Source organism: Leifsonia naganoensis (assembly GCF_013410615.1).
GTDB classification, from domain to species: Bacteria; Actinomycetota; Actinomycetes; order Actinomycetales; family Microbacteriaceae; genus Leifsonia; species Leifsonia aquatica.
Genome location: NZ_JACCHJ010000001.1, coordinates 2,687,277 through 2,709,909, shown reverse-complemented (window position 1 = coordinate 2,709,909; position 22,633 = coordinate 2,687,277). Strand labels below are relative to the sequence as shown.

Here is a 22,633-nt window from a genome sequence, read left to right as displayed (position 1 = left end):
GCCAGTCGCGGCGCTACCGCACTCCCGAGAAGGAGGATCGAATGTCATCACGTGCAACTCGCGCGGTCGAGGTCGAGACGACACTCATGGCCTGCCTTGCTCTGATGGCGTGCTCCGCGGCTCAGGACGCTCCGCCGCAGCGGGCGTCCGGATTCCGCGCCAGCGGGCCGTGGGCCGCAGAGATCGAGCGCGAGTACGACAAAGCGACGTCGCCGGAGGTGCGAAATACCCTGGAGGACGGTGTGGTGTCCGACCGGGAGTACGAGGAGATGAAGACGCGCTACGTCGATTGCCTGGCATCGGCGGGGGTCACCATGGTGACGTACGGCCCGGCAGGGAGCGAGTACACCTTCGCACCACCCGTCACCGCCGACATCGCTCATCAGAAGGATCGGGAGTGCTCGGCCAGCTCGGGCGAGTATCCGATCGGGTACTTCTACACGCAGATGAGGGTGAACCCCGCCAACGAGGACGTCGTCCCGCACATCGTCGAGTGCCTCAAGCGCGAGGGCCTGGTCGAGAAGAGCTACACGGTGAAGGACTACGCGGCCGGTGACTTCTCGTTCGCCGAGGATGGCGACGCGAGGGCGACCTTCGACTCCTGCAACTCCGACCCGATGGGTCGCCTCGGTGGTTAGCATCACGCGGGGCGCGCTGCTCTCCTGGGCGGCGGCTGGGCTGGCCGTCGCCGCGTGCGGCGGGGCCGCGGTCGCGGCGGCCGCACTCGCGCCGGCGCCGAGCGATCTGCGCACGGCCACGCCCATCCGATCGATCCCGGTGGGGCACGCGGAATTCGACGACGGTCGGGCCGTGACGCTCGCGGTCCGGAGCTCGACAGAGTACGCCCTGAGCGCTCCCGCCACGGGACGGATCACGGCATTCGACTGCGCGGAGGGAGCGGAGGTCGCCTCCGGCACCTCCCCTCTCGCCATCGACGACGGCCCCCGCCTGGCGCTCGCCACGGCGACGCCCCCGTGGCGCGACCTCGCGCCGCGCACGCGCGGAGCCGACGTGCGCGCCCTTCAAGACGAGCTCGACCGGCTCGGGTTCTCCGTCGCGAGCGATGGAGTCGTCGGCCCGCGAACAATCGCCGCATTCGCGGACGCACTCGAGAACGTGGGCGGCGTGCCCGACCGCTCGATGATCCGGCTGGACTCGCTGATCTGGCTGCCGAGCGCACACGCCTCGATCGCGGACTGCACGGCAGCGGCCGGCCAGGACGTCCAACCGGGGATGCCCCTCGCGACCTTCACCGGGGTCCCTCCCTCGGCATCGGTGCTCGACCTCCCCACGAACCTCGTGCCCGGTGAGCGGGTCCTCGTGGTCGGCCCCGACCGCATCCCGGTCGACGAGGAGGGGACCGTGCACGATCCTGCGATCCTCGTCGCGCTCGGACGCACGGCAGCCGGAAGGACCGAGGGAGCGACCGCACCACAGCCGATCGACGCCCACCTCGTCCTCTCGGCTCCCCTCGCGGTCGCCGTCGTACCGCCGAGCGCGGTCTACGGCGTCTCGGGCGAGGAGGGCTGCGTCACGACGGACGGGACCACCCGTCGTGTGCGCATCCACGGCTCACAGCTCGGCCAGACGATGGTCACCTTCGCGGACGGTCCGCCACCGGAGGCCGTGGACGTGAGACCACCCCGAACCGCATGCGGGTAGAGCTCTCGAATGTCGGACACCGGTTCGCCGGAGGCGATTGGCTTTTCCGCAACATCACACTCGGACTGGACGGGGGCGAGGTCTACTCGCTGACCGGCCCCTCCGGCTCGGGCAAGAGCACCTTCCTCTCGCTGCTCGCCGGCTGGCTCGAGCCTGCCGAAGGCACCGTCTCGCATTCGGAGGGAGGTCGTGTCGCGTGGGTGTTCCAGACCCCCCACGGGTCGCCCCTCCGAAGCGCGCGGGACCACGTCGCCCTCCCGATCGCCGCGCGCGGTCGATCGCCGCGGGACGCGGATGCGGAAGCCGAGCGGATGCTCGTGCGCGTCGGTCTCGCCCACCTCGCCGATCGGTCGTTCTGCGATCTCTCCGGTGGGGAGGCCCAACGGCTCATGCTCGCGAGGGGTCTGGCCACACGCCCCCGTCTGCTCCTCATCGACGAGCCGACCGCCCAGCTCGACCCGGCGACAGCGGAGACCGTGAATGCAGTACTGAGCAGCCTCGCCGCCGACGGGACGATCGCCGTCGTCGCCACCCACGACCCGCGAACGCGCGACGCCTGCACCCGCCACATCGTCCTCGGTGCTCCCGGCGGCCCGTCCCGCGGCGAGGTGGAGAGGTGAAGCCGCGCGCCGTCGTCCGTGAAGCGTGGCGCAACACCGTCAGCGGCAGCGCGAGGTCGCTGACGCTCGCGCTGTCGCTGGGTGTGCTGGTGATGCTGCTCGCCGCCGCGGACATCGGCGCCGTCGCCCACCTGCTCCGTCAAGCCGCCGACTACCGCTCGAAGGGGGCGTCGGTCACCATCCTGATCGCCGAAGGGCTCGTGGACGGCCGCCGATGCGACCGCCTCGCCGACCTCCCCGGGGTGCGTGCTGCTGGAGCGATCCGGGCGACATCCGACCGCATCACCGGCACGGTCCTTCCCACGGCTCCGATACCCGTGAGCGAATCCACGGCGGGCTTCCTCGAGATCGTGCGGGAGGCGCCACGCTCCTCCGGCGTCCTCCTGGGACCCGAGGCGGCGGACGCGTTCGGGATCGACGCGGCGGACGAGATCGAGACGGCGTCCGGCACGACGCCCGTGGCGGGCACCTACGACTATCCGGACGACGGGCGCCGGCGCGGACTGTCCTACGCCGCGATCGCGCCCACCGCCGACAGCGCCTCCTTCGACGAATGCTGGGTCGACGCGTGGCCCCGGGACGACGGGATCGCCGCCGCCCTCCTCACGACGACCCGGCCGGCGACCGAGGATCGAGCGAAGCCGGAGATCGCCCAGCTCAACTCGACTCTCGGGCGGAGCTTCGACGGTGCCGCTGCCTTCGCGACGCGGCCGACGCGCTTCGCCGCCGGCGCCGCTGCCGCGGGCGGGCTGGCGCTCGGCCTCCTGGGCGTCCGTCTGCGGAGACTCCAGCTCGCGTCCGCCCTCCACGCCGGGGTCTCCCGCCGCGCCCTGCTCGCGATCTCGGTGCTCGAGCCCTGCGGGTGGGTCGCGCTGTGCGGTGCCGTCGTCGTCCCTGGAACGGTGATCGCCGCGCACGCTCTCGGCGGATCGGCCGAGAGCTACGCCCTCGGCGGATCGGCCGAGAGCTACGCCCTCGGCTGGGGAGTCTTCGTGGCCGGGGCCGCCGGTGCGTTCGCCGGCACGTGCGCCGGCGTGGCCACGACCCACGAGCGGCACCTCTTCCGCTACTTCAAGGCCCGCTAGGCAGCATCGGGCACCGGGACCCCGACTACGCTGGAGCGCGTGCCAGAGAACCCGTCGGTCGTCCTGTCGGAGAGCGGCTTCACCGCCAGCGTGGAGCCGGACCGGTTCGTGCCCGGCGCCTATCAGCTCGTGGTGGACGGGACGCCGCAGTCGCACGTGAACCTCGACGATCCGTCGCAGCTGTTCTTCGAGTACGTGCAGCGGATGGGCAACGTGATCGACCTGATCGGCGAGCCCGGCGAGCCCATCACGGCTGTGCACCTGGGAGCGGGTGCGCTCACCCTGCCGCGGTACGTCGCCTACACGCGGCCGGGGTCCCGCCAGCAGGTGGTGGAGCTGGAGAGCAAGCTGGTGGAGCTGGTGCGCGAGGAACTGCCGCTCCCCCGCTACGCGCAGATCCGCATCCGGCACGGCGACGCCCGCGAGGTGGTCGGCAAGCTCCCGGCCGGACTGCGCGGAGAAGTGGACCTGCTGGTCATCGACATCTTCAGCGGCGCGCGGACCCCCGCGCACGTGACGAGCATCGAGTTCTACCGGTCGGCGGTCGCACTGCTGAAGCCGGGCGGAATCGTGCTGGTGAACGTCGCCGATGGGCCGCCCCTCGCGTTCGCGCGCAGCCAGGTCGCGACGCTCGGAGCGGCAGTGGAGCATGTCGCCGCACTGGCGGAGACACAGGTGCTGAAGGGCCGGCGCTTCGGGAACGTCGTGCTGGTCGGGTCGAACACCGCGCTGCCGATGGAGTGGCTGCCGCGCCTGCTCGCGAGCGGACCGCACCCGGCGAAGGCGGTCGCGGGCAGCGAGCTGCGCGCGTTCGCGGCGAGCGCGCCGATCGTGACGGACGCGACCAGCGTGCCGTCGCCTCCCCCCGCGCGGAGCATCTTCCAGACGGGCAACCGCCGCGACTGACCCTCCCGAGCCGAGCCGGTCGCCTACGCGCGGCGGAAGGTCACAGGCTGGCCGGGCCGCGCCTGGGCCAGGAGGTCGAGCGACGCCTCGGCGACGACCGCGATGACGGGGTAGCCGCCGGTCACGGGATGGTCGGCGAGCAGCACGGTCGGGCGCCCGTCCGGCGAGACCTGCACGGAGCCGGCCACCATCGGCTCGCTCGGCAGCTCCGCGGTGACGCGGCGCTCCAGCAGCGGTGCCGCATGGCGTCCTCCGGCCGGCGGATCCAGGCGCACGCCGACCCGGTTGCTCTCGGCGCTGACGGTCCACTCCGTGTCGTGGAAGGCCTCGACCGCGGCGTCGGTGAACCAGTCGGCGCGGGGCCCGCGGTGGGCGCGCAACTCGACGGGGCCGAGGGTGGGCGCGGACACCGGCACGAAGTCGACGGGAGGCACGGGGCCGGCCGCGTCCCCGACCGGGAGGTCATCCCCAGTGCGGAGCGGCTCCGGTCCGAGACCGGAGAGCACGTCGCGCGAACGCGAGCCGAGCACCGCCGGCACGGCGAGGCCGCCGCGCACCGTCAGGTAGCAGCGCATCCCGTGCGCGGGGCGCCCGACGCGGAGGACGGCTCCGCTCGATGCACGCACCGCCCGATGCGTGTCGACCGGATCTCCGTCGAGGTCGGCCGGACCGTCGGCGCCGGTCAGCGCGAACCAGGCCGCGCTCTCGAAGCGCGCGGCGAACGCGCCGAGCAGCAACTCCAGCCCGGCGCACCCCTTGTCGTTGCCGAGGAGGCGGTTGCCGAGCTGCAGTGCCGCCCGGTCGAGCGCTCCCGACGGGCTGACGCCGAGCGCCGCCCATCCCGGGCGGCCGAGATCCTCGACGAGCGCGAGCGCGCCGGGGTCGAGCACGTGGAGGCTCATGTCGCCTCCCGGAACCGCACGAGCGCGCCCGGTCGCAGCAGCGCGGGCGGGTCGGCGGCGGCATCCCACAACACCGCATCGGTCGTGCCGATCAGCTGCCAGCCTCCCGGGCTCGAGCGCGGATACACCCCGCTGAACTCGCCCGCGAGGCCGACCGACCCTGCGGGGACGGCGGTGCGCGGCGTCGCCCGGCGCGGTACCCGCAACCGGTCGTGGTCGGTGACCAGGTAGCCGAAGCCGGGGGCGAACCCGCCGAACGCGACGCGCCACGAGGAGGACGTGTGGAGGTCGACCACCTCGCGCGCGCCGATGCCCAGGAGCCCGGCGACCGCGGCGAGATCCTGCCCGTCGTAGTGCACGAGGATCTCGACGGCGTGCTCGTCGCGCGGCGTCGCCACGACCGGCCGGGTGCGCTCGACCCACGCCTGCGCGACACTGAGCGGGAGGACGCCGGGATCGACGACGACGCCGATGGTGCGCGCCGCGGGGACGAGGTCGACGACGCCGGCGGGACGCTCGGCGTCGAGCGCGCGATAGAGGGCCAGCACCTCGTCGAGCCCGTCGAGCTCGGCCAGCAGCGCGTGGTCGCCGGAGGGGAGGATGCGCAGGCTCACGCGAACGCCTCCACCGCGATCCCGGCCGCATCCAGGCGCCGGCGCACCGCCCGCGCCATGACCACGGCATCGGGCGAATCCCCGTGCACGCAGAGGGAGTCGACCTCGACCCGGATGTCCGAGCCGTCGTCCGCGACCACCCGGCCCTCGGTGACGAGGCGGAGCGCACGCTCGGCGATGTCGTCATCGCCGTGCAGCACGGCCCCGGGCTCGCTGCGCGGGACGAGCGTCCCGTCGGCGCGGTAGGCGCGGTCGACGAAGGCCTCCCGCACGAACCGCAGTCCGGCCGCACCGGCTTCGCGCTCGATCTCCGACCCGGCGAGGCCGAGCAGCGCGAGCGACGCGTCGAACGCGGCGACCGCCTCGGCCACCGCCCGGGCCTGCACGGTGTCGCGGACGATGCGGTTGTAGAGGGCGCCGTGCGGCTTGACGTAGGAGACGCGGGTGCCCGCGACGCGGGCGATGCCCTCGAGGGCGGCCAGCTGATAGAGCGTCTCGGCCCGGAGTTCGTCGGCCGGGACCTCCATCGACCGCCGCCCGAACCCGGCCAGGTCGCGATAGGAGACATGCGCCCCGACGGCGACGCCGCGTTCGGCGGCCGTGCGGCAGGTCGCGAGCATCGTCGCAGGGTCGCCGGCATGGAAGCCGCAGGCGACGTTCGCGCTGGTCACGACGGACAGCAGAGCGTCGTCATCGCCCATCGTCCAGGCGCCGAACGACTCGCCGAGGTCGCTGTTGAGGTCGACGGAGCGTGCCATCCCCCTATTGTGGCGTGCGCGCTCCCGCACGCGCGCGATGCGCACGCACCTTGGCCCGGTTGCCGCACCGCTGCATCGAGCACCAGCGCCGGTTGCCGCTGCGAGAGGTGTCCAGGTACACGAGGTCGCAGTCGTCGGCCGAGCACTCTCGGATGCGGCCGTCGGCCTCCGGTCCGAACAGGCGGACGGCGTCGCGGGCGATCGTGCCGAGCGCCTGGTGCGGGCGCGCGTTGGTGCGGCCCGCCTGGCGGCCACCGCCCGGAAGCACCGGCGGGATGTCGGGAGTCGCGGCGAAGAGGTTGACGACGTCCACGTCGTCGGGCGCGAGGGTCTCGCCGCGGCTGGCCTGACGGGCGAGGCGGCCGATGGCGGAGCGCAGACCGGTCGCGTCTCGGAACTCGCGCTCGCCGGCGGTGGGAGCGACATCCGGGAAGCGTTCGACCAGCCAGTCGTTCAGAGCGGCGGCGTCGGCGACGGGCTGGGACTCCTCGGGGCGGTCGAGGCCGCCGCTGTAGGCGAAGTCGAGGGCGAGGGAGCCGGAGTCGAACCACCAGCGCGGACCCTCGGCGTCCTCCATCCACTGTCCGGTGCCGCGGGGGAGGATCGAGTCGGTGGCCATGTAACCAATATAGTCGGTTAGCTCGTCGGCTCCCGTCGGCGCGAGACCTCCGAAACCCTATCGCACGCGGTGCCTGCAATACTGGCCGGATGACCGCTCGCCGCCCCGATCCCGCCGCCGTGCTCGAGGGGACCACCGTGCGCCTCCGCGCGCTCACGCTCGACGACCTGCCCGACCTCTTCGACGCCATCGGGCACCCCGAGGTCTTCGCCGGCGGCTGGGGAGGCGGCCCCGCCGCGTATCGCGACACCTACGAGGAGTGGCGCGCGTTCATGCTCGAGTACCTCGCGTGGGACGCGGGCAACGTCTACGCCGTGACCCTGCGCGACGGCGACCGGATCGTCGGGACCACCACCCTGGGCGATTTCGACCTGGCGAACGGCTCCGCCCACATCGGCTGGACCGCCTACGCGCCGGAGGTCTGGGGCACGCGAGTCAACGTGGAGGCCAAGCGCCTGCTCCTCGGCGCCGCCTTCGACCACGGGCTCGAGCGGGTGAAGCTGCAGGCGGACGTGCTCAACGAGCGCTCCCGGGCGGCCATCCTGCGCCTCGGCGCGCAGTTCGAGGGCGTCCTGCGGCACACCCAGCCCCGCGCCGACGGCAGCTGGCGCGATACCGCCGTGTACTCCGTCCTCAGCGAAGAGTGGCCGGCCGTGCGCGCGGGCCTCGACGAGCGGTTGGCCGCCCAGACGGCCTGAGCCGCCCCGGCGCTATCGCAGCGCGCGGGTGGACGACTCCTCGGCCGCGCTGGCTGCCGCCGTGCGTCGCTGAGCGGGCGTGACCTCCCGGTGCTGCCACGAGATGAGGTTCGCCGCGTCGAACCGGCGGCTGCACGCCCCGCACGCCAGCGCCCGAGCGGGCTTGCGGTAGCGGTAGTGCGTGTGCCCGTTCGGGCAGGTGCCGACCCACGGCGCCAGCTCGTCGGCGATGGCGCCGCCGTGCAGCCGCTTGCCCTCGTAGCCGAGGTCCAGTGCGATGGCACGCCAGCGCGGGCCGTGCCCGGCGCGCGACCCGGCGAGCGCGTGCGCCACTTCGTGCAGGAGCACCTGGTGGATCTCGTCGTCGTCGTACCGCGTCGCCAGGTAGCGCGAGACCGTGATCGTCTTGGTCGTGTAGTTGCACAGCCCGGCACGGGTCTTCGCGTTGTCGAAGCCGAAGCTCCACACGGCCGGGTCGAGGTGCAGCGCGATGAGGGCGTCTGCCCACCGGCGTACGCGGTCCAGTTCCGCCATCAGCGCGCGACTCCTCCGAGGGCGACTCCCCCGGCGGTGGAGTGGGCGGCGCGTCCGGTCATGCCCGGAATCCTACGCGGGCCCGGGCGAGCCTTCCAGGTGTCGGCGCGAGGGTCATCCCTGCTCGTCGTGACCCTGCTCGTCGCGCGTCGGCTGATCGCGCTGCGCCTCCGACAGGGACTGCACGACGGCGACGGCGAGGAGGGCGCCCTCGATCTCCGCGGGTGACGCACCGAGCTTCTCCCGCAGGAACACCGCGGCGGTCATGTCGGAGAGGGCGTTGTCGTAGTCCTTCATATCGAAGTAGACCTTGCCGCGGCTCTGGATGGCGAACGCCTCCAGCGCGGTCCACTCGCGGCCCCGGGTCTCGGTGACGCAGTCGCTCAGCTCGACGACGGCCTCGTCGTACTTGCCGAGGTACTGCAGCACCTGGGCGCGGCGGATGCGGGCACCGATCAGCTGTTCGCGGTCGCCGGTGAAACGGGCCTGACGCACGGCCTCGGTGCCGATCGTGAGCGCCTCGTCGAGCCGGCCGAGGAGACGCAGCAGCACGGTCTTCTCGTTGAGCGCGCTCATGCTGCGCAGGTTGCCGAGTTCGTCCAACCGGGCGCCGGCAGCGCGAAGGTCGACGCGCTCGCGCAAGGTGGACGGATCGTATCCGAGGATGATGTTCAGGGTTCTGCTCCCGAATCGTGCGGTTCGGGATCCAGACTACCTGTCGCGGCGCCGCCCGCGGCCCTCCGACGGTCCGGTTCAGCCCGGGAGCCGTGCGGGATCAGCAGGCGCGAGCGCGACCTCCAGTAGCCGATCGTCCCCGGATCGGGGATCGCCGCGCCCGTCGGTGTTGTTCGTCAGCACCCAGAGGCGGTCACCGCGCGAGACGACGTCGCGGAGCCGGCCGTACGTGCCGTCGAAGAACGCCTCCGCCGTCACCGGCGCGCCGCCTGCGGTGGACCACACGGTCCAGAGCCGCTCGCCGCGGAGGGCGGCGATGAAGATCGTGTCGCCGACCACGGCCAGCCCGCTCGGGCTCGCCTCGGACGTGCGCCACTGCTGCACGGGGTCGGTGTACTTCGGATCGCCGGCGATGCCCTCGACGACCGGCCAGCCGTAGTCCGCGCCGGGACGGATGATGTTCAGCTCGTCCCAGGTGTCCTGCCCGAACTCGCTCGCCCACATCGTGCCGCGCGAGTCCCAGCCGATGCCCTGCGGGTTGCGGTGCCCGTAGCTCCACACCGGCGAGCCCGGGAACGGGTTGTCGGCGGGCACCTGGCCGTCGGGCGTCACACGCAGGATCTTGCCGCCGAGGGACGAGAGGTCCTGGGCGCGATCCGTGTCGCCGGCGTCGCCGACCGTGACGTAGAGCATCCCGTCCGGCCCGAAGGCGATGCGGCCGCCGTTGTGGTTCGAGCCTTTCGGGAGGCCGGCGATCACCGTCTCGGGGGCGCCGATCGCGTAGCTGCCGGGCACGCCGGTGAGCGGGAGGCGGACGACCCGGTTGTCGTCCGCGGTCGTCTCGTAGGCGTAGAGCTGGGCCGGCTCGGACCCGGCGGGGACGGCGAGGCCGAGCAGTCCGCCCTCCCCCGCGTGCACGACGCCGGGGACGGTGCCCGCATCGTGCAGGCCGCCCTGCGGCAGCCGTTCGCGGATCAGCCCGGAGTCGCGCTCGCTGATCAGCGCCGATCCGCTCGGGAGGGGGACGATCGACCAGGGCGCGTCGAGCCCGGTCTCCAGCACCGTCGCATCCCCCGCGGGCTGCAACGGCACGGCCGCCACCGCCGAGGACGTGCCCGTCGGGCGCGGCTGCGGAGTGGAGGTGGCCGTGCGGGACGCGGTCGGCGACGGAGCCGGTGGCGCGCAGGCGGCCAGCACCGCGAGGACGGTCGCGGCGACCGCCGCGACGCCCGCCGCTCGCGCTGCCCGAGATCCGCTCATGCCGATCGCGTCCCGTCGCGGGTCAGATCACTCGACGACCTGGACTTCCTTCCAGAAGGCCACGTAGTCGCTGAAGTCCTTGCCCACGCGGTCGAACGCGGTCGGGTACGGCGTGGGGTACGACCACGCGCGGTCCTGCAGGAGCGCGCCGCCGTCCTTCACGGAGAAGTACTGGCACTCGCCCTTCCAGGGACAGGTGTACGGAGTGGCGCTCTCGACCAGGTACTCCGTGTTCACGCTCGCGGGCGGGAAGTACCAGTTGCCCTCGATGCGGATCAGCTCCTCCTCGGGAGCCTCGGCGATGACAGTGTCGTTCAGGACTGCTTTCATGATGCAACCTCCTCGCAGAGCGGAACGCGTCGTGCGGACCGATCATTCCGGGAGGGTACTCCCCTCCGCCGCGAGGTCGCCTGTCAGTCGGCGGGGGCGCGCAGCACCTCGACCGCGTCGACCGTGCCGAGCCGTCCGGCGGGGGCGATCTCGGCCGGGGCGACGCCGGCCGCCACGAGCTCCTGGCCCGAGACGGAGGCGGTGAGGAGGTGCGCGACGGCTCCGCGCAGGCCCGTGAAGGCGGCGCACGCGGCGGCCGCCTCCGGGGAGCTGTAGTCGATGCCGAGAGCGGCGAGCGCGTCGATCACGGCGCCGGCGGCGAGGAGGTCCTCGACGGCGAATCGCGTCGATCCGCTCGCGGTCGAGCCGCCGGCCGCGACGACCGCGACCATCGCGCGACGGCCGAGGCGCACCTGCTCCGCGAGCACCCAGGACGCGACGGCCGCGGGATTGGTGAGACCGGCGGCCACGACGGCGCCCATGCCGGGGATGGCCGCGAGGTCGGGTGCCGCAGCGGCGATCGCGCCGTCGCCGAGCGTGTCGACCCAGATCACGATGTCCGCGTCGCCGGCGACCGCCCGTGCGCCGTCGGCGGCCCAGTCGAAGCGCACCTGGTACTTGGCCTGGCGGTGTGCGGCGGGGGCGTCGGGAGTGTCGGAGGCGGTCGTGGTCGGGAGGGTGGTCGGCTCGGTCACCGGGCCATCGTAATGCGGGGCGCCGGCCGCGATGGCCGTGTTTCGCCGGGTGACGGCCGCATCTGGCGGCGGATCAGCTCGAAGTCGTGCCGGCTGATCTCGATCACCCCGCGGCGCAGCTGGTAGCCCCAGTCGCGGTTGTCGCGCGTGAAGTCGAGCGACGGGAGCAGGGGCCGGATCGGGGTGGGGATGGCGTCGTGGTCCCACTCGATCCGCCGCCGCCACGGGCGGAAGTCGCCGGCCGGACCGCGCATCGACTCCCCCTGCGTGACCTGGAACGCCTCCCCGTCGGCGACGCGGCCGACGGCGGTGAACTCCTTGAGCGGGTCGCCGTCGGGGTAGGTGGTCTTCGGCGAGTAGTAGACGAACCCGTCGGCCGGGCCCATCCACTCGAGCGGACCGCGCGCGCCGTGGTTGACCTGCGCGAAGCCGCCCGCGACGCCACGGAGCACGTGGTCGCGCTGCACCACGCCCAGCCAGTAGCGGATCGCCATGCTCCCGTTCTAGCGCATCCCACCGACACCGTGCGCCAGGCGGAGTCGGGAATGCGCCGGGAACCTGCCCGGCCGGCTCCGCACGGGACGACACTGGGAGGATGCGCGTGCTGCTCAAGTTCCTCCTCGACTGCGATCCCGACGCCGCCTGGCGCGCCCTGCAGAGCCCGACCGCGTTCCGGGAGGTGGCGCTGCCGTGGCTCGACTTCCGGCCCGACGGCGACTCCTCGTTCCCGACGGTGTGGGGCGATGGCGAGCACCGGGTGCGGGTGCGGGCGCTCGGCGCGTTCACCGTCGGGACGCAGGCCATCCGGCTCGACACGCTGCGACCGGCCGGGGCGGCCGAGCACGCCACCCGCATCCTGCGCGACAGCGGAGGCGGCACGGGCGGAGTGCTCTCCGCGATCCCGCACCTGGACCACCGCATGGCGATCGCCCCCGACCCGGCCGGGCCGGACGCGGACGGGCGCCTGCGCACGCTTTACCGTGACCAGCTGATCGTGCGGGCCGGCGCGCTCACGCCCATTGCCTGGTACACGCTGTGGGCATTCTGGCAGTGGCGCGGGCACCGTCTGCGCCGCCTCGCTCCCACCTGGGCCTACGACCCGCCAGCCGCTAGCGTGACGGAAGAACCGGACGAGCCCGGTCGAACGGAGGAGTCAGCATGAGCACCGTCGAAGACGACCCGGCCACCGGAGCCGGCGAGGCACCCGCCGTCTCCCGCGCGGTCACCGCCGTGCAGACCGCCGACTGGCGACGTCGCGTCTTCGCGCTGTACGCCTCGGTCCGCCGGCTGGCCGGCACGGACCCGGTCGCGGCGCACGCCCACTGGATCTCGTGCCGCGACGACCTGTTCTCCTCGCATCCCGCCTCCCCGCTGCTCGAGGAGGACCGCGCCCGCTTCACCGGGCTGCCGGTCGCGGCCTACGACCCGGAGTGGCGGTTCGAGCTGCCGATCCACGCGCCCGCCGAGCCGCGGCGGATGGATGTCGAGACCGGCACCGACGGCGTCGTGCCGTTCGAACTGCTCGGCACGGTGCGCATCCCGCTCGCCGGCACGCTCGACGTCTGGCGCCTCTCGTCGTACGGCGGCGGGATCTTCGTGCCGGTGAAGGATGCGCTCGCCGGGCGTCCCGGGGGCACCTACGGGGGCGGCCGCTACCTCATCGACACGATCAAGGGCGCCGACCTGGGGCTCGACGCGGACGGCGACGAGGCCACCATCGTGCTCGACTTCAACTTCGCGTACAACCCGTCGTGCGCGTACGACCCGGCCTGGGCCTGCCCGCTCGCGCAGGCGGGCAACACGCTCGCGACCGAGGTGCCGGTCGGCGAGCGGTACTCCGGGACGTACGCGTAGCTCAGCCCCGGCCGGTCCCCGTCAGCGCGCGACGAGCGTCAGGCGCTGGGTCGGCCGGGTCATCGCGACGTACAGGGTCGCCGCCCCACGGGCGGTCTCCGCGGCGAGCGCACCGGGATCGGCGAGCACGACGGCGTCGAACTCGAGCCCCTTGGCCTCGTAGCCGCTGAGCACCGCGATCGGGCGGTTCAAACCCGCGGCGCCACGGCCCGCGTGCTCGCCGTAGCGCGCCGTGATCGCCGCAGCGACCGCCTCCACTTCCCGCACCGGAGCGATCACCGCGAGCGTGCCCTGGGTGTCGATGCCCCGATCGTGCTCGACCGCCGCCACCACCGCGTCCGGCAGGGTGGCGCCGTCCGCGCTCACGCGGCGGATGGGCCAGTCGCCCTCGCGCACGGAGCGCGTCGGGGTGATCGGGAGGCCCGCGCTCTGCGCCATGCGCTCCGCCTCCTGGGCGATCTGGGCGGGCGTGCGGTAGTTGACCGTGAGCTCCTCGAGCCGCCAGGAGTCCTTGAAATACGGCTGCAGCGCGGCGGCCCAGCTGGTCGCGCCGGCCGGCGACGACACCTGCGCGATGTCGCCGACGATGGTGAACGACCGCATCGGGCACCGGCGGACGAGCACGCGCCACTGCATCGGCGAGAGCTCCTGGGCCTCGTCGACCACCACGTGCCCGTAGGTCCACGACCGGTCGGCGGAGGCGCGCTCGGCCGTGGTGCCGCGGTCCTCCTGCTCGGCGAAGCCGTCTGCCAGCTGCTCGGCGCTGACCAGGCCCTCCACCCCCATGTTTCGGATGGCGGCCTTGGCGTTCTCGAGATCGCGCTTGCGCTGCCGGTCGCGCTCGCGGGCGGCGGGATCGGGCCGGCCCGGGAAGTCGCCGAGCAGTTCGGCCGCCTCGTCGAGCAGGGGCACGTCCGAGACGGTGAACGGCGCCGAGCGGTCGCGCGCCAGGGCGGCGCGCTGCTCGTCGGTCCAGCGCGGGGTCAGCTCGGCGAGCCAGGCGGGACGCGCGTACAGGTCCTGCAGGAGCTTCTGCGGGGTGAGCGGCAGCCAGGCCGTGTTGAGCAGGACGCGGATGTCGTAGGAGGTGCGCAGGTCCTCCCGCAGCACCTTCAGATCCGCGTCGTCCAACGTGGAGCCGGAGGCCCGCAGCTGGGCGGCGAGCTGATCCGTCAGCTCGGCGAGGGCGTGCTTGACGAACGTGACGCGCGCGACGTTGTGCGGCTTGCCGGAGCGCTGGGCCTTGGCGATGGCGCGCTGGACCAGGTCGGGCTGCACCACGAGACGCTCGTTGTCGACGACCACGGTCTGCGGCGCATCCGGCGCCTTCTGCCGCGAACGCACGGCCCGCGAGAGCAGCCGCGCCATCTGCGCCGAACCCTTCAGGCGCGCGGCCTCGGCCTCGTCGTCGGTCGTCGCCTCCACCCCCGGGAACAGCTCGCCGAGCGTCTGCAGCACGACGCCGGTCTCGCCGAGCGAGGGCAGCACGGCCTCGATATAGCGCAGGAACGCGGTCGACGGGCCCACCACCAGCACACCGGACGAACCCAGCCGCTGCCGGTTCGCGTAGAGCAGGTACGCGGCGCGGTGCAGCGCGACGGCGGTCTTGCCGGTGCCGGGGCCGCCCTGCACGACGAGCGCGCCACGAAGGTCGGAGCGGATGATGCGGTCCTGCTCGGCCTGGATGGTCGCGACGATGTCACCCATGCGGCCAGTGCGCTGCGCACTGAGCGCGGCGAGGAGCGCGCCCTCGCCCTGCACGCTCTCGCCCGCGGCCCGGTCGCCGGAGAGCAGGGCCCCGTCGAAGACCTCGTCGTCGATCCGGACGACCTCCCGGCCGGTCATGGTCAGGTGACGGCGGGCGCGCACGCCCATCCGCTCGTTCGCCGTCGCCTGATAGAACGCGCCGGCCTGCTGCGCACGCCAGTCGACCAGCAGCGAGCGCTGTTCGTCGTCGCGCAGACCGATGCGTCCGATGTACCGGTGGGCGGAGCCGTCAGCGGACTCCTCCAGCAGGAGACGGCCGAACACGAGGCGGGCATCCACGTCGCGCAGCTGGATGAGTTGATCCTCATAGAGCCGGGCGAACGCGTCCCGCTCGCTGCGGGCCTGGTGGTTTCCGCCCACCGATTCGCGGCGTACCCGGGTCAGGCGTTCGGCCGTTTCGGCGCGCAGGGCGTCCAGACGCTCGTACAGGCCCTCGACGACCGCGCGTTCGCGATCGAGCTCCGATTCGTGCACCCGATGACCGCCTCTCGATTCCGGGCCGAAAGTCTACGACCTCCACCCGGGACTGCGCTCCCAGCCAGACACGGTAGGATGGTGTCACTGCGGGCCATCCGACGGCTCCTGCGTCGTAGAACGCACCGCGCAAGCGACGGGCACCGCCCCGCCTGCGCCACTTTCTCACGGCGAACGAAACGTGCATCCCGCACCTTCGCCAGTACGTCCCGTGCGTCCGAAAAACCCGCGCCGGGGCCTTATGCCCGAAAGGCACCAGTGACCACCACGACCTTCGCCGATCTCGGCGTGCCCGCTCCCCTCGTCGCCGTTCTCGCGGCCGACGGCAAGACCGAGGCGTTCCCCATCCAAGCCGATACCCTCCCCGACACCCTGTCGGGCCGCGACGTCCTCGGACGCGGCAAGACCGGCTCCGGCAAGACCATCGCCTTCAGCCTCCCCCTCGTCGCCCGTCTCTCCGACGGCGCGCCGAGCCGCGGCCGCAGCAGCCGCCCGCGCGGCCTCGTGCTCGCCCCGACCCGGGAGCTCGCCACGCAGATCGCCGCGACCCTGAAGCCGCTCGCCGACTCGGCCGGCCTCGCCATCACCACGATCTTCGGCGGCGTCTCGCAGAGCCGTCAGGTCGCGGCCCTCCGTGCCGGCGTCGACATCGTCGTCGCCTGCCCCGGCCGCCTCGACGACCTGATGAAGCAGGGCGAGATCTCGCTCGACCGGATCGAGATCACCGTGCTCGACGAGGCCGACCACATGGCCGACCTCGGCTTCCTGCCTGTCGTCACGCGCATCATGGACAAGACCCCCACGGGCGGCCAGCGCATGCTGTTCTCCGCCACGCTCGACAACGGCGTGGACAAGCTCGTGAAGCGGTTCCTGCAGAACGAGGCGATGCACTCCGTCGACGAGGCCACCAGCCACGTCGCGGCGATGACCCACCACGTCTTCGAGGTGCGGGACGCCGACGCCAAGAAGGACCTCGTGACGGCCCTCGCCTCGGGGCGCGGCCGCCGCATCCTCTTCACCCGCACCAAGCACCAGGCCAAGCGCCTCGCCAAGCAGCTCACCTCGTCGGGCGTGCCCGCGGTCGACCTGCACGGCAACCTCTCCCAGCCCGCCCGCGACCGCAACCTGGCCGCGTTCGGCTCGGGCGAGGTGCGCGTGCTCGTCGCCACGGACGTCGCCGCGCGCGGCGTGCACGTGGACGACGTCGAGCTCGTCGTGCACGTGGATCCGCCGGCGGAGCACAAGGCGTACCTCCACCGCTCCGGCCGCACCGCGCGTGCGGGCAGCGCGGGCGACGTGGTCACCGTCATGCTCACCGAGCAGGCCGGCGACGTGAAGGTCCTCCTGCGCAACGCCGCTATCACCGTGACCCCGCAGAAGGTCACCGCCGACTCCCCGGCCGTCACCGAGCTCGTCGGCGAGCGGGCCGAGCGCATCGCCCCCGCCGACGCCCCCGCGGCATCGGGCGGCGGACGCCAGGGCGGCGCACAGGCCGGCGGCGGACGCTCCGGCGCGCAGAAGTCGGGCGGCCAGCGCCGCACGCAGGCCCCCGCCGGCGAGTCGGCAGGCGGCGGACGCCGTCGCCGCGGACGCGGGAACGGCTCGGCCGGTGACGGCGCGGGCGCGGGCCAGCGCGACGGTCAGCAGCGCGATGGTCAGCAGCAGAGCGGCCAGGGGCGTCGCCGCGGCCAGGGCGGCCAGGGCCAGAACGGTCAGGGCGGTCAGGGTCGCGGCGGCCAGTCCGGCAGCGGCTCGCACGGCGGTCGCGGACGCGACGCGGTCGAGGGCGGTCGCCACGGCACCGAGCGCTCATCGGCGAAGCAGTCGCCGTCGCGCGGCGGTGACAACCGTCGCTCGGGCGGACAGATCCGCATGGGCGACCTGGTCAACGGCAGCACCAGCCGCGGCCTCGGCTCGCGCCGCGCGCGCGGCTGAGCCCGGCACCCGGCACTCCACGCAGAGCGGGGTCGCGACACGCCATCCGGTCATCACGGCCGGGGCGCGTCCCGGCCCCGCTCTCGTTTCGCGGGCCACCGCATAGGATCGCGGTGATGCGAAGCGCCGGACTCAGACTCCGGCACCGATGCGAGGGGGAGATCGGGATGTTCGGTTCGAAGAAGAAGCGCAGTCTCAGCGATCTGGTGGAGCAGCTCCGGCCCGACCTCAGCCGGGAATCGCTGGGCGTCGGGCCCGACTTCCCGGGCGTCGTCCCGAACCCGTACCTGAGCGGTGCTGCCCGCAAGCGCAAGGCGGAACTGCGCACGGGGACGCTTGCGCTCGGAGTCCTCGTCGACTGGCGCGAGGTCAGCAGCGACGGCAGCCCACGTGTGGTCCTGATGCTCGACGTGGAGACGGCCGACGGTATCTCTTTCCGCGGTATCGCTGACGAAGACCTCACCATCACCGAGCTCACGCGGCTCTCGCCCGGACAGACGCTGCCCGTGCGCTACCGGCCGGCGGTCATGGACCACTACGTCGCCCTCGCCCGGGACGCGGATCCCGCCGAGGTGCAGCGGCTCTCCGACGACATCGCGAGCCGCGAGCGGCCCTAGGCGGGGCGAGACTCCAGGATCTCTTCCGCGCCCTGCGCCGCCATCGCCTCCAGGCCCGCAATGACCACGGCGACCAGGCGGTCGAAGGTGCGATCGAGGTCGTCCGGGAGGCCGAAGCCACCACCCAGCTCCAGGCTGATGAAGCCGTGGAGCGAACTGCGGAGGATGCGGATGGCGTCGACGTTCGCGTCGTCCGGCAGCCCGAAGGCGCGGAGGGCGGCGGACAGCACCTGCACGGTCTCCCCTGCACGTGCCGCCAGCTCGGCGTCGGCCGACTCGGCCAGGTGCGGAGCGACCTGCGTGGACGCGTAGCGCCCGGGATGCATGTGCGCGTAGCCGCGGAGGGCGACCGCCGCCGCTCGCACGGCCTCCTCCCCCGACCGGCCGATGGTCGCCGCCGCGAGAGCCCTGGTGAGCTCGGCCACGGCCTCCGTGGCGACCAGGCGGCGCAGATCCACGAGCGACGCGACGTGCTTGTAGAGGCTCGGGACGGCGACGCCGGCGCGCGCTGCGACGGCGGCGAGGGTGAGGCGATCGAAGCCGCTCACCCCGCCCTCATCGACGAGTTCGAGCGCGACGTCCGTGACCGCCGCCCGGCTGAGGCCCGCCCTAGGCACGCGCGCCCGCCCATCCCGCCGCACGGCGCTCCTGGAGGAATTCGAGCGTCGCCGGGACCGTGACGTCCGGGCGCTGCGCGTGCGGGTAGTGGGCGGCATCGGAGACGCGGACGACGCGAGCGCCGAGCGACTCGATCCAGTCGGCCTCCGCCGCGGCGTCGGGGAAGTCGGGGTCGAACTCGCCGACGAACGCGATCATCGGCGCCTGCACCTCGGGCAGCCGGGGCTCCACGACGGAGTGCGTCAGCTGAAGCGCCAGGCGCCGGAAGTCGCGCAGCCGGCCGGGCTCGCGCAGATTCGCGCGGATGGCGGCGACGTGCTCGTCGAGCCACGGTGCCGCGTGTCCCTTGTTGAGCGGCTTCTTGTAGTAGCCCGCCCAGAACGCGGCGCCCCAGGGGCGGGCGAGGACCACGCCGAACAGCGCCTTCTGGAAGGCGGCCGTCGCGCGGCTCGCAGCGGGATCCCGCAGCAGCGGTCCGTAGAGCGCCAGCCCGGCGATGGCGTCCGGTCGCTCGGCCGCGGCCCAGGCGGCTGCCGCCGCGCCCATGGAGTTGCCGAGCACGACGGCCGGGCCGCCGAGCTCGTCGATCAGCGCGATCAGGTCTTCCCCCGTGGCGATGTCGCCGAAGGTGGTGAAGCCCGTGTCGGAGTCGCCGTGGGAGCGGAGGTCGGTGACCGCCACGCGGTACCCGGCGTCGACCAGGGGGCCGACGAGCTCGCGATAGCTGGAGCGGAGGTCGCCCATCCCCGGGACGGCGACCACGAGCGGGCCGGAGCCCTCGACGGTGTAGCTGATGCGTCCCTCGGGGCGCTGCAGGAAGTGGACCTGCGAGGCGATGGAAGTGTTCATAGCCGTAAAGCTAATACCATTAGCTTCTTTGCGCAAGGACTTTTCTCACACTCCTCGCCGGAGTGTCAGTCCGCGTCGACCGGGAGCGCGACGGGGTACTCCTCGCCGCTGTCGGCGGAGATGCTGACGGCGCTCCAGGTGCGCGCCTCCTCCAGCTGCCGCTCGGAGTAGTCGATCGCCATGGCCTGGGCGGTGCGGCCGAGCAGGAGATGCGACGGCTGCTCGTCCGCGTGCGCGACACGCACGAGGATCTCGGCCGCGCGCGCCGGGTCGCCCGCCATGACCCGCGTGCCGCGCATCGCCCCCATCGCTCCCACGGTCTGCTCGTACTCGGCGGGGATGTCGTCGACGCCCATGGACGAACCCGCCCAGTCGGTCGCGAAACCGCTCGGCTCGACGACCATCACCCGCACGCCGAACGGCGCCGTCTCCGCCGCGAGCACGCGGCTGAAGCCGTCGACGGCGAACTTCGCCGCCTGGTAGGAGCCGATGCCCGGCGAGCCGCCGACCCGGCCGCCGACCGACGAGAACTGCACGACGAGGCCGCCGCCCTGCTCGCGGAGGAGGGGGATGGCCGCGGTCGAGACGGTGTACACGCCCCAGAAGTTGGTCTCGAACTGCGTGCGGAAGTCGCTGGGAGAGCCCGTCTCGATCGGCGCGACGTTGGCGTAGCCGGCGTTGTTGACCAGCACATCGATGCGGCCGAAATGGTCGCGGGCGGCGGCGAGCGCGGACGCGGCGGCGCGGGGATCGGTGACGTCGAGCGGCAGGGCGACGACGCGGTCCGCGCCGTATTGCGCGACCAGGTCGGCGAGCTGCTCGGGGGTGCGTGCCGTGGCGGCGACGCGGTCGCCGTGGCGCAGGGCCGCCTCGGCGAGGGCGCGGCCGAAACCGCGCGACGAACCAGTGATGAACCAGGTGAACTCAGTCATGCGAGTTAGTACAACACTGTTTCGTTAATAACGCAACCTTGTTGCACTAGAATGAACTCATGACGACGGCACCGTTCGAACGGGCGCGCTCCGCCGACGCCAAGCTGGCGCGCGAGGAGGCGATCCTGGCCGCAGCACGCGCAGAGGCGGAGCGTCGCGGCACCCGGGAGGTCACCCTCACCGACATCGCAGACGCGGTCGGCATGCACAAGTCGGGCCTGCTGCGGTACTTCGAGACGCGGGAGCAGATCTTCCTGCGCCTCACGGCCGAGGAGTGGCGGTCGTGGGCGGGCTGGCTCCTGCCGCTCCTGTCGTCGTGGCGCACCGCATCACCCCTGCGGCTGGCCTCGGCCCTGAGCGACACGCTCGTGGCGCGGCCGCTGTTCTGCGACCTCCTGGCCCACACCCCGCTCAACCTCGAACGGAACGTGTCGGTCGAGACGGTGCGCGGCTTCAAGCTCGACGTGCACGTGCACGTCGAGGCGATCGCCGGCGAGCTGCGCCGACTACGGCCGGGGCTCACCGAACTGCAGGCGATCGACGTGATCGCCACGGCGACGAGCATGGCCGGGGCGCAATGGCAGATGGCGACGCCCGGGCCGGAGCTGGAAGCCGTCTACCGCAGCGACCCGCGGCTGCGCCACGCGATCGTCGAGGTCGGGCCGAGACTCACGCGGGTGCTCACGGCCCTGCTGGCGGGGATGGACGCGGAGGATAAGTAGCCAGGACGGCTAGGGCGCGACGCACCCGACCGACGCCATGGCGGTCTTGACCAGAGCGCCGCGACCGCCCTCCATCTCTTCGGCGACCGTCGGGGAGACGGCCTCCTCCGGCGTCATCCACGTGAGCTCCAGCGCATCCTGACGCGGCTCGCAGGTGCCGGTGACGGGGACCACGTACGCCAGGGAGACGGCGTGCTGACGCTCATCGCTGTAGGCCGTGACGCCCTGCATCGGGAAGTACTCGGCGACCTGGAACGGCACCGGGCTCGCGGGGAGCAGCGGGAAGGCCATGGGGCCGAGATCCTTCTCGAGGTGGCGGAACAGCGCCTCACGCAGGGTCTCGCCGTACATCACCCGGCCGGAGACGAGCGTGCGCGTCATCTCCCCCACCGCGTTGGCGCGGAGCAGGATGCCGACCTGCGTCACCTGGCCGAGGCCGTCGACGCGCACCGGGACCGCCTCCACGTACAGCAGCGGCAGGCGGCGCCGGATCTGCTCCAGCTCGATGTCGCTCAGCCACGCCGGACCGGGCTGGCCGCCGTTGCCGGGCAGCGGGTCGGGGGTCGGATCGGGATCCGGAGTGCGAACGCTCATGGGTCGATAGTACGGAACGCGCGCCCGCGAGACCCCCAGGACCCGGAGATCTGTGGACAAGCGGCACGCGATCGGGGGCTGTGAAGCGGTTCGGCAGGGGGACAGAATGGTCGGTGTGCCGTTCCCCACACCCGACCTCCACATCGACCGCGATGCCGTGCTCTGGTCAGCCGGTGAGAAGGACCGGGCGGGCCGGCCGCTGCTGGTGCTCCTCCACGGCTACGGGTCGGACGAGGCGGACCTCTTCGGGATCGCGGCGTACCTCCCCCTGGAGCCGGTGATCGCGTCGCTGCGCGCGCCCATCCCCGAAGGGCCGGGCTTCGCCTGGTTCTCCCGCTTCACGAACGTGCCGAGCGACCCCCTCGCCGGCAACGCCGACGCCGCCGCCCGCGCGGTGCTCGCGTGGCTCGACGAGCAGCCGGCCGCGCCGACCGGTCTGCTCGGGTTCTCCCAGGGCGGCGCGATGGCCCTCCAGCTGCTGCGGCTCGCGCCGGAGCGCTTCGACTACGCCGTGCAGCTCTCGGGCTTCGTCGTGCAGGGCGAGCATGAGGGCGACGCCGCACTCACCCGCGACCCGGTGCCGGTGTTCTGGGGGCGCGGGACGATGGACGACACCATCCCGGCCGCCTCCATCGACCGGACGGCGGAGTGGCTGCCCGAGCACTCGGCACTCGACGCGCGCATCTACGAGGGCCTCGGCCACGGCATCTCGCCGCTGGAGCTGGGCGACATCTCCACCTTCATCCGCGCGCGGCTGCCCCGCTGACGCTCCGCCTCTCGCGACATTCGGCACGAATCGCGGGATACGGCACCCCAAAGTCGACATTCGGCACAAATCGCGGGAATCAGCGCGGCATAGGCGACATTTGGCACAAATCTGGCGCAGGGGATCCGGGTGTCAGGGGTCGGGGGC

Annotated in this window: 27 protein-coding genes; 12 read left to right on the top strand and 15 right to left on the bottom strand. The window is 72.9% G+C overall.

Annotated elements, in window-relative coordinates; genetic code table 11:
- The first annotated feature begins 41 nt into the window (after positions 1-41).
- Genes HNR14_RS13090 through HNR14_RS13070 form a run of 5 tightly spaced genes read left to right on the top strand, consistent with a single transcriptional unit; the run spans position 42 to position 4,273 of the window.
- Positions 42-638, top strand: coding sequence for a hypothetical protein (locus HNR14_RS13090; protein WP_179701418.1), 597 nt, complete (start codon positions 42-44; stop codon positions 636-638).
- A complete protein-coding gene (locus tag HNR14_RS13085; RefSeq protein ID WP_179701417.1) occupies positions 631-1,662 on the top strand; it encodes a peptidoglycan-binding domain-containing protein in 1,032 nt (343 codons plus the stop codon). The genes HNR14_RS13090 and HNR14_RS13085 overlap by 8 nt, the downstream gene beginning before the upstream one ends.
- Positions 1,653-2,282 carry an ABC transporter ATP-binding protein gene (locus HNR14_RS13080; protein WP_179701416.1) on the top strand — a complete coding sequence of 210 codons (630 nt, stop codon included), beginning with the start codon at positions 1,653-1,655 and terminating at the stop codon, positions 2,280-2,282. The genes HNR14_RS13085 and HNR14_RS13080 overlap by 10 nt, the downstream gene beginning before the upstream one ends.
- A complete protein-coding gene (locus tag HNR14_RS13075) occupies positions 2,279-3,367 on the top strand; it encodes a hypothetical protein (protein WP_179701415.1) in 1,089 nt (362 codons plus the stop codon). The genes HNR14_RS13080 and HNR14_RS13075 overlap by 4 nt, the downstream gene beginning before the upstream one ends.
- Positions 3,368-3,406: 39 nt before the next feature.
- Positions 3,407-4,273, top strand: coding sequence for a spermidine synthase (locus HNR14_RS13070; RefSeq protein WP_021763813.1), 867 nt, complete (start codon positions 3,407-3,409; stop codon positions 4,271-4,273).
- Between the two features lie 23 nt (positions 4,274-4,296).
- Here the strand turns inward: HNR14_RS13070 and HNR14_RS13065 are convergent, their stop codons facing one another.
- Genes HNR14_RS13065 through HNR14_RS13050 form a run of 4 tightly spaced genes read right to left on the bottom strand, consistent with a single transcriptional unit; the run spans position 4,297 to position 7,166 of the window.
- Positions 4,297-5,175, bottom strand: coding sequence for a 5-oxoprolinase subunit C family protein (locus HNR14_RS13065; RefSeq protein WP_179701414.1), 879 nt, complete (start codon positions 5,173-5,175; stop codon positions 4,297-4,299).
- On the bottom strand, positions 5,172-5,789 hold the full coding sequence (gene pxpB, locus HNR14_RS13060) for a 5-oxoprolinase subunit PxpB (protein ID WP_179701413.1): 618 nt from the start codon (positions 5,787-5,789) through the stop codon (positions 5,172-5,174). Before pxpB ends, HNR14_RS13065 begins: the two co-directional genes overlap by 4 nt.
- On the bottom strand, positions 5,786-6,547 hold the full coding sequence (locus HNR14_RS13055) for a LamB/YcsF family protein (protein WP_179701412.1): 762 nt from the start codon (positions 6,545-6,547) through the stop codon (positions 5,786-5,788). The genes pxpB and HNR14_RS13055 overlap by 4 nt, the downstream gene beginning before the upstream one ends.
- A 4-nt stretch (positions 6,548-6,551) precedes the next feature.
- Positions 6,552-7,166, bottom strand: coding sequence for a CGNR zinc finger domain-containing protein (locus tag HNR14_RS13050; protein WP_246311570.1), 615 nt, complete (start codon positions 7,164-7,166; stop codon positions 6,552-6,554).
- An 89-nt stretch (positions 7,167-7,255) separates the two neighbouring features.
- Here HNR14_RS13050 and HNR14_RS13045 point away from each other — a divergent pair, with 89 nt between their 5' ends.
- Positions 7,256-7,864 (top strand): GNAT family N-acetyltransferase, encoded by a 609-nt coding sequence (locus HNR14_RS13045; protein ID WP_179701411.1) that lies wholly within the window; start codon positions 7,256-7,258, stop codon positions 7,862-7,864.
- Between the two features lie 12 nt (positions 7,865-7,876).
- On the opposite strand, the gene HNR14_RS13040 is transcribed toward HNR14_RS13045, so the two are convergent.
- The 6 genes from HNR14_RS13040 to HNR14_RS13015 all read right to left on the bottom strand — a co-directional run bounded on the left by HNR14_RS13040 (position 7,877) and on the right by HNR14_RS13015 (position 11,852).
- The gene (locus HNR14_RS13040; RefSeq protein WP_179701410.1) at positions 7,877-8,398 is read right to left on the bottom strand and encodes a SprT-like domain-containing protein; all 522 of its coding nucleotides are present in this window, start codon (positions 8,396-8,398) and stop codon (positions 7,877-7,879) included.
- Positions 8,399-8,512: 114 nt separating this feature from the next.
- The gene (locus HNR14_RS13035; protein ID WP_246311569.1) at positions 8,513-9,040 is read right to left on the bottom strand and encodes a tetratricopeptide repeat protein; all 528 of its coding nucleotides are present in this window, start codon (positions 9,038-9,040) and stop codon (positions 8,513-8,515) included.
- A 111-nt stretch (positions 9,041-9,151) separates the two neighbouring features.
- The gene (locus HNR14_RS13030; protein WP_179701409.1) at positions 9,152-10,333 is read right to left on the bottom strand and encodes a PQQ-dependent sugar dehydrogenase; all 1,182 of its coding nucleotides are present in this window, start codon (positions 10,331-10,333) and stop codon (positions 9,152-9,154) included.
- Between the two features lie 27 nt (positions 10,334-10,360).
- Positions 10,361-10,663: a DUF427 domain-containing protein gene (locus HNR14_RS13025; protein WP_021765634.1), complete on the bottom strand. Its 303-nt coding sequence runs from the start codon at positions 10,661-10,663 to the stop codon at positions 10,361-10,363.
- An 83-nt stretch (positions 10,664-10,746) separates the two neighbouring features.
- Positions 10,747-11,358 (bottom strand): 2-phosphosulfolactate phosphatase, encoded by a 612-nt coding sequence (locus tag HNR14_RS13020; protein ID WP_179701408.1) that lies wholly within the window; start codon positions 11,356-11,358, stop codon positions 10,747-10,749.
- Positions 11,355-11,852, bottom strand: coding sequence for an EVE domain-containing protein (locus HNR14_RS13015; protein ID WP_021764023.1), 498 nt, complete (start codon positions 11,850-11,852; stop codon positions 11,355-11,357). Before HNR14_RS13015 ends, HNR14_RS13020 begins: the two co-directional genes overlap by 4 nt.
- A 101-nt stretch (positions 11,853-11,953) precedes the next feature.
- On the opposite strand from HNR14_RS13015, the gene HNR14_RS13010 reads away from it, so the two are divergent.
- Together HNR14_RS13010 and HNR14_RS13005 are read left to right on the top strand one after the other, a co-directional pair.
- Positions 11,954-12,520 carry a hypothetical protein gene (locus HNR14_RS13010; RefSeq protein ID WP_179701407.1) on the top strand — a complete coding sequence of 189 codons (567 nt, stop codon included), beginning with the start codon at positions 11,954-11,956 and terminating at the stop codon, positions 12,518-12,520.
- A complete protein-coding gene (locus HNR14_RS13005) occupies positions 12,517-13,212 on the top strand; it encodes a DUF1684 domain-containing protein (RefSeq protein WP_179701406.1) in 696 nt (231 codons plus the stop codon). Before HNR14_RS13010 ends, HNR14_RS13005 begins: the two co-directional genes overlap by 4 nt.
- A gap of 21 nt (positions 13,213-13,233) precedes the next feature.
- Here the strand turns inward: HNR14_RS13005 and HNR14_RS13000 are convergent, their stop codons facing one another.
- The gene (locus tag HNR14_RS13000) at positions 13,234-15,453 is read right to left on the bottom strand and encodes an ATP-binding domain-containing protein (RefSeq protein ID WP_179701405.1); all 2,220 of its coding nucleotides are present in this window, start codon (positions 15,451-15,453) and stop codon (positions 13,234-13,236) included.
- 258 nt (positions 15,454-15,711) lie between these two features.
- Here HNR14_RS13000 and HNR14_RS12995 point away from each other — a divergent pair, with 258 nt between their 5' ends.
- Both HNR14_RS12995 and HNR14_RS12990 read left to right on the top strand, forming a co-directional pair.
- Entirely contained in the window at positions 15,712-17,388 is a 1,677-nt protein-coding gene (locus tag HNR14_RS12995) for a DEAD/DEAH box helicase (RefSeq protein ID WP_179701404.1), read from the top strand.
- Between the two features lie 167 nt (positions 17,389-17,555).
- Positions 17,556-18,005: a hypothetical protein gene (locus tag HNR14_RS12990; protein ID WP_179701403.1), complete on the top strand. Its 450-nt coding sequence runs from the start codon at positions 17,556-17,558 to the stop codon at positions 18,003-18,005.
- Here the strand turns inward: HNR14_RS12990 and HNR14_RS12985 are convergent.
- The 3 genes from HNR14_RS12985 to HNR14_RS12975 all read right to left on the bottom strand — a co-directional run bounded on the left by HNR14_RS12985 (position 18,002) and on the right by HNR14_RS12975 (position 20,404).
- Positions 18,002-18,622, bottom strand: coding sequence for a WHG domain-containing protein (locus HNR14_RS12985; protein WP_179701402.1), 621 nt, complete (start codon positions 18,620-18,622; stop codon positions 18,002-18,004). The two genes, HNR14_RS12990 and HNR14_RS12985, sit on opposite strands and share 4 nt — an antisense overlap.
- A complete protein-coding gene (locus tag HNR14_RS12980) occupies positions 18,615-19,472 on the bottom strand; it encodes an alpha/beta fold hydrolase (RefSeq protein ID WP_179701401.1) in 858 nt (285 codons plus the stop codon). Before HNR14_RS12980 ends, HNR14_RS12985 begins: the two co-directional genes overlap by 8 nt.
- Before the next feature lie 65 nt (positions 19,473-19,537).
- Positions 19,538-20,404: an SDR family NAD(P)-dependent oxidoreductase gene (locus tag HNR14_RS12975; protein WP_179701400.1), complete on the bottom strand. Its 867-nt coding sequence runs from the start codon at positions 20,402-20,404 to the stop codon at positions 19,538-19,540.
- A 59-nt stretch (positions 20,405-20,463) separates the two neighbouring features.
- Here HNR14_RS12975 and HNR14_RS12970 point away from each other — a divergent pair, with 59 nt between their 5' ends.
- Positions 20,464-21,126 (top strand): TetR family transcriptional regulator, encoded by a 663-nt coding sequence (locus tag HNR14_RS12970; RefSeq protein ID WP_179701399.1) that lies wholly within the window; start codon positions 20,464-20,466, stop codon positions 21,124-21,126.
- A 9-nt stretch (positions 21,127-21,135) separates the two neighbouring features.
- Here HNR14_RS12970 and HNR14_RS12965 read toward each other — a convergent pair whose 3' ends face one another.
- On the bottom strand, positions 21,136-21,720 hold the full coding sequence (locus tag HNR14_RS12965) for an NUDIX hydrolase family protein (protein ID WP_179701398.1): 585 nt from the start codon (positions 21,718-21,720) through the stop codon (positions 21,136-21,138).
- A gap of 115 nt (positions 21,721-21,835) precedes the next feature.
- Between HNR14_RS12965 and HNR14_RS12960 the strand changes: the two genes are divergently transcribed.
- Positions 21,836-22,486 carry a dienelactone hydrolase family protein gene (locus HNR14_RS12960; RefSeq protein WP_179701397.1) on the top strand — a complete coding sequence of 217 codons (651 nt, stop codon included), beginning with the start codon at positions 21,836-21,838 and terminating at the stop codon, positions 22,484-22,486.
- The last annotated feature ends 147 nt before the right edge of the window (positions 22,487-22,633 follow it).

Bases quoted from the DNA above. Each gene is read 5' to 3' on its own strand.
- HNR14_RS13090 (WP_179701418.1), top strand. From the start codon at position 42: ATGTCATCACGTGCAACTCGCGCGGTCGAGGTCGAGACGACACTCATG.
- HNR14_RS13080 (WP_179701416.1), top strand. From the start codon at position 1,653: ATGCGGGTAGAGCTCTCGAATGTCGGACACCGGTTCGCCGGAGGCGAT.
- HNR14_RS13065 (WP_179701414.1), bottom strand. From the start codon at position 5,175: ATGAGCCTCCACGTGCTCGACCCCGGCGCGCTCGCGCTCGTCGAGGAT.
- HNR14_RS13055 (WP_179701412.1), bottom strand. From the start codon at position 6,547: ATGGCACGCTCCGTCGACCTCAACAGCGACCTCGGCGAGTCGTTCGGC.
- HNR14_RS13050 (WP_246311570.1), bottom strand. From the start codon at position 7,166: ATGGCCACCGACTCGATCCTCCCCCGCGGCACCGGACAGTGGATGGAG.
- HNR14_RS13045 (WP_179701411.1), top strand. From the start codon at position 7,256: ATGACCGCTCGCCGCCCCGATCCCGCCGCCGTGCTCGAGGGGACCACC.
- HNR14_RS13040 (WP_179701410.1), bottom strand. From the start codon at position 8,398: ATGGCGGAACTGGACCGCGTACGCCGGTGGGCAGACGCCCTCATCGCG.
- HNR14_RS13030 (WP_179701409.1), bottom strand. From the start codon at position 10,333: ATGAGCGGATCTCGGGCAGCGCGAGCGGCGGGCGTCGCGGCGGTCGCC.
- HNR14_RS13025 (WP_021765634.1), bottom strand. From the start codon at position 10,663: ATGAAAGCAGTCCTGAACGACACTGTCATCGCCGAGGCTCCCGAGGAG.
- HNR14_RS13015 (WP_021764023.1), bottom strand. From the start codon at position 11,852: ATGGCGATCCGCTACTGGCTGGGCGTGGTGCAGCGCGACCACGTGCTC.
- HNR14_RS13010 (WP_179701407.1), top strand. From the start codon at position 11,954: ATGCGCGTGCTGCTCAAGTTCCTCCTCGACTGCGATCCCGACGCCGCC.
- HNR14_RS13005 (WP_179701406.1), top strand. From the start codon at position 12,517: ATGAGCACCGTCGAAGACGACCCGGCCACCGGAGCCGGCGAGGCACCC.
- HNR14_RS12990 (WP_179701403.1), top strand. From the start codon at position 17,556: ATGTTCGGTTCGAAGAAGAAGCGCAGTCTCAGCGATCTGGTGGAGCAG.
- HNR14_RS12980 (WP_179701401.1), bottom strand. From the start codon at position 19,472: ATGAACACTTCCATCGCCTCGCAGGTCCACTTCCTGCAGCGCCCCGAG.
- HNR14_RS12975 (WP_179701400.1), bottom strand. From the start codon at position 20,404: ATGACTGAGTTCACCTGGTTCATCACTGGTTCGTCGCGCGGTTTCGGC.
- HNR14_RS12970 (WP_179701399.1), top strand. From the start codon at position 20,464: ATGACGACGGCACCGTTCGAACGGGCGCGCTCCGCCGACGCCAAGCTG.
- HNR14_RS12965 (WP_179701398.1), bottom strand. From the start codon at position 21,720: ATGAGCGTTCGCACTCCGGATCCCGATCCGACCCCCGACCCGCTGCCC.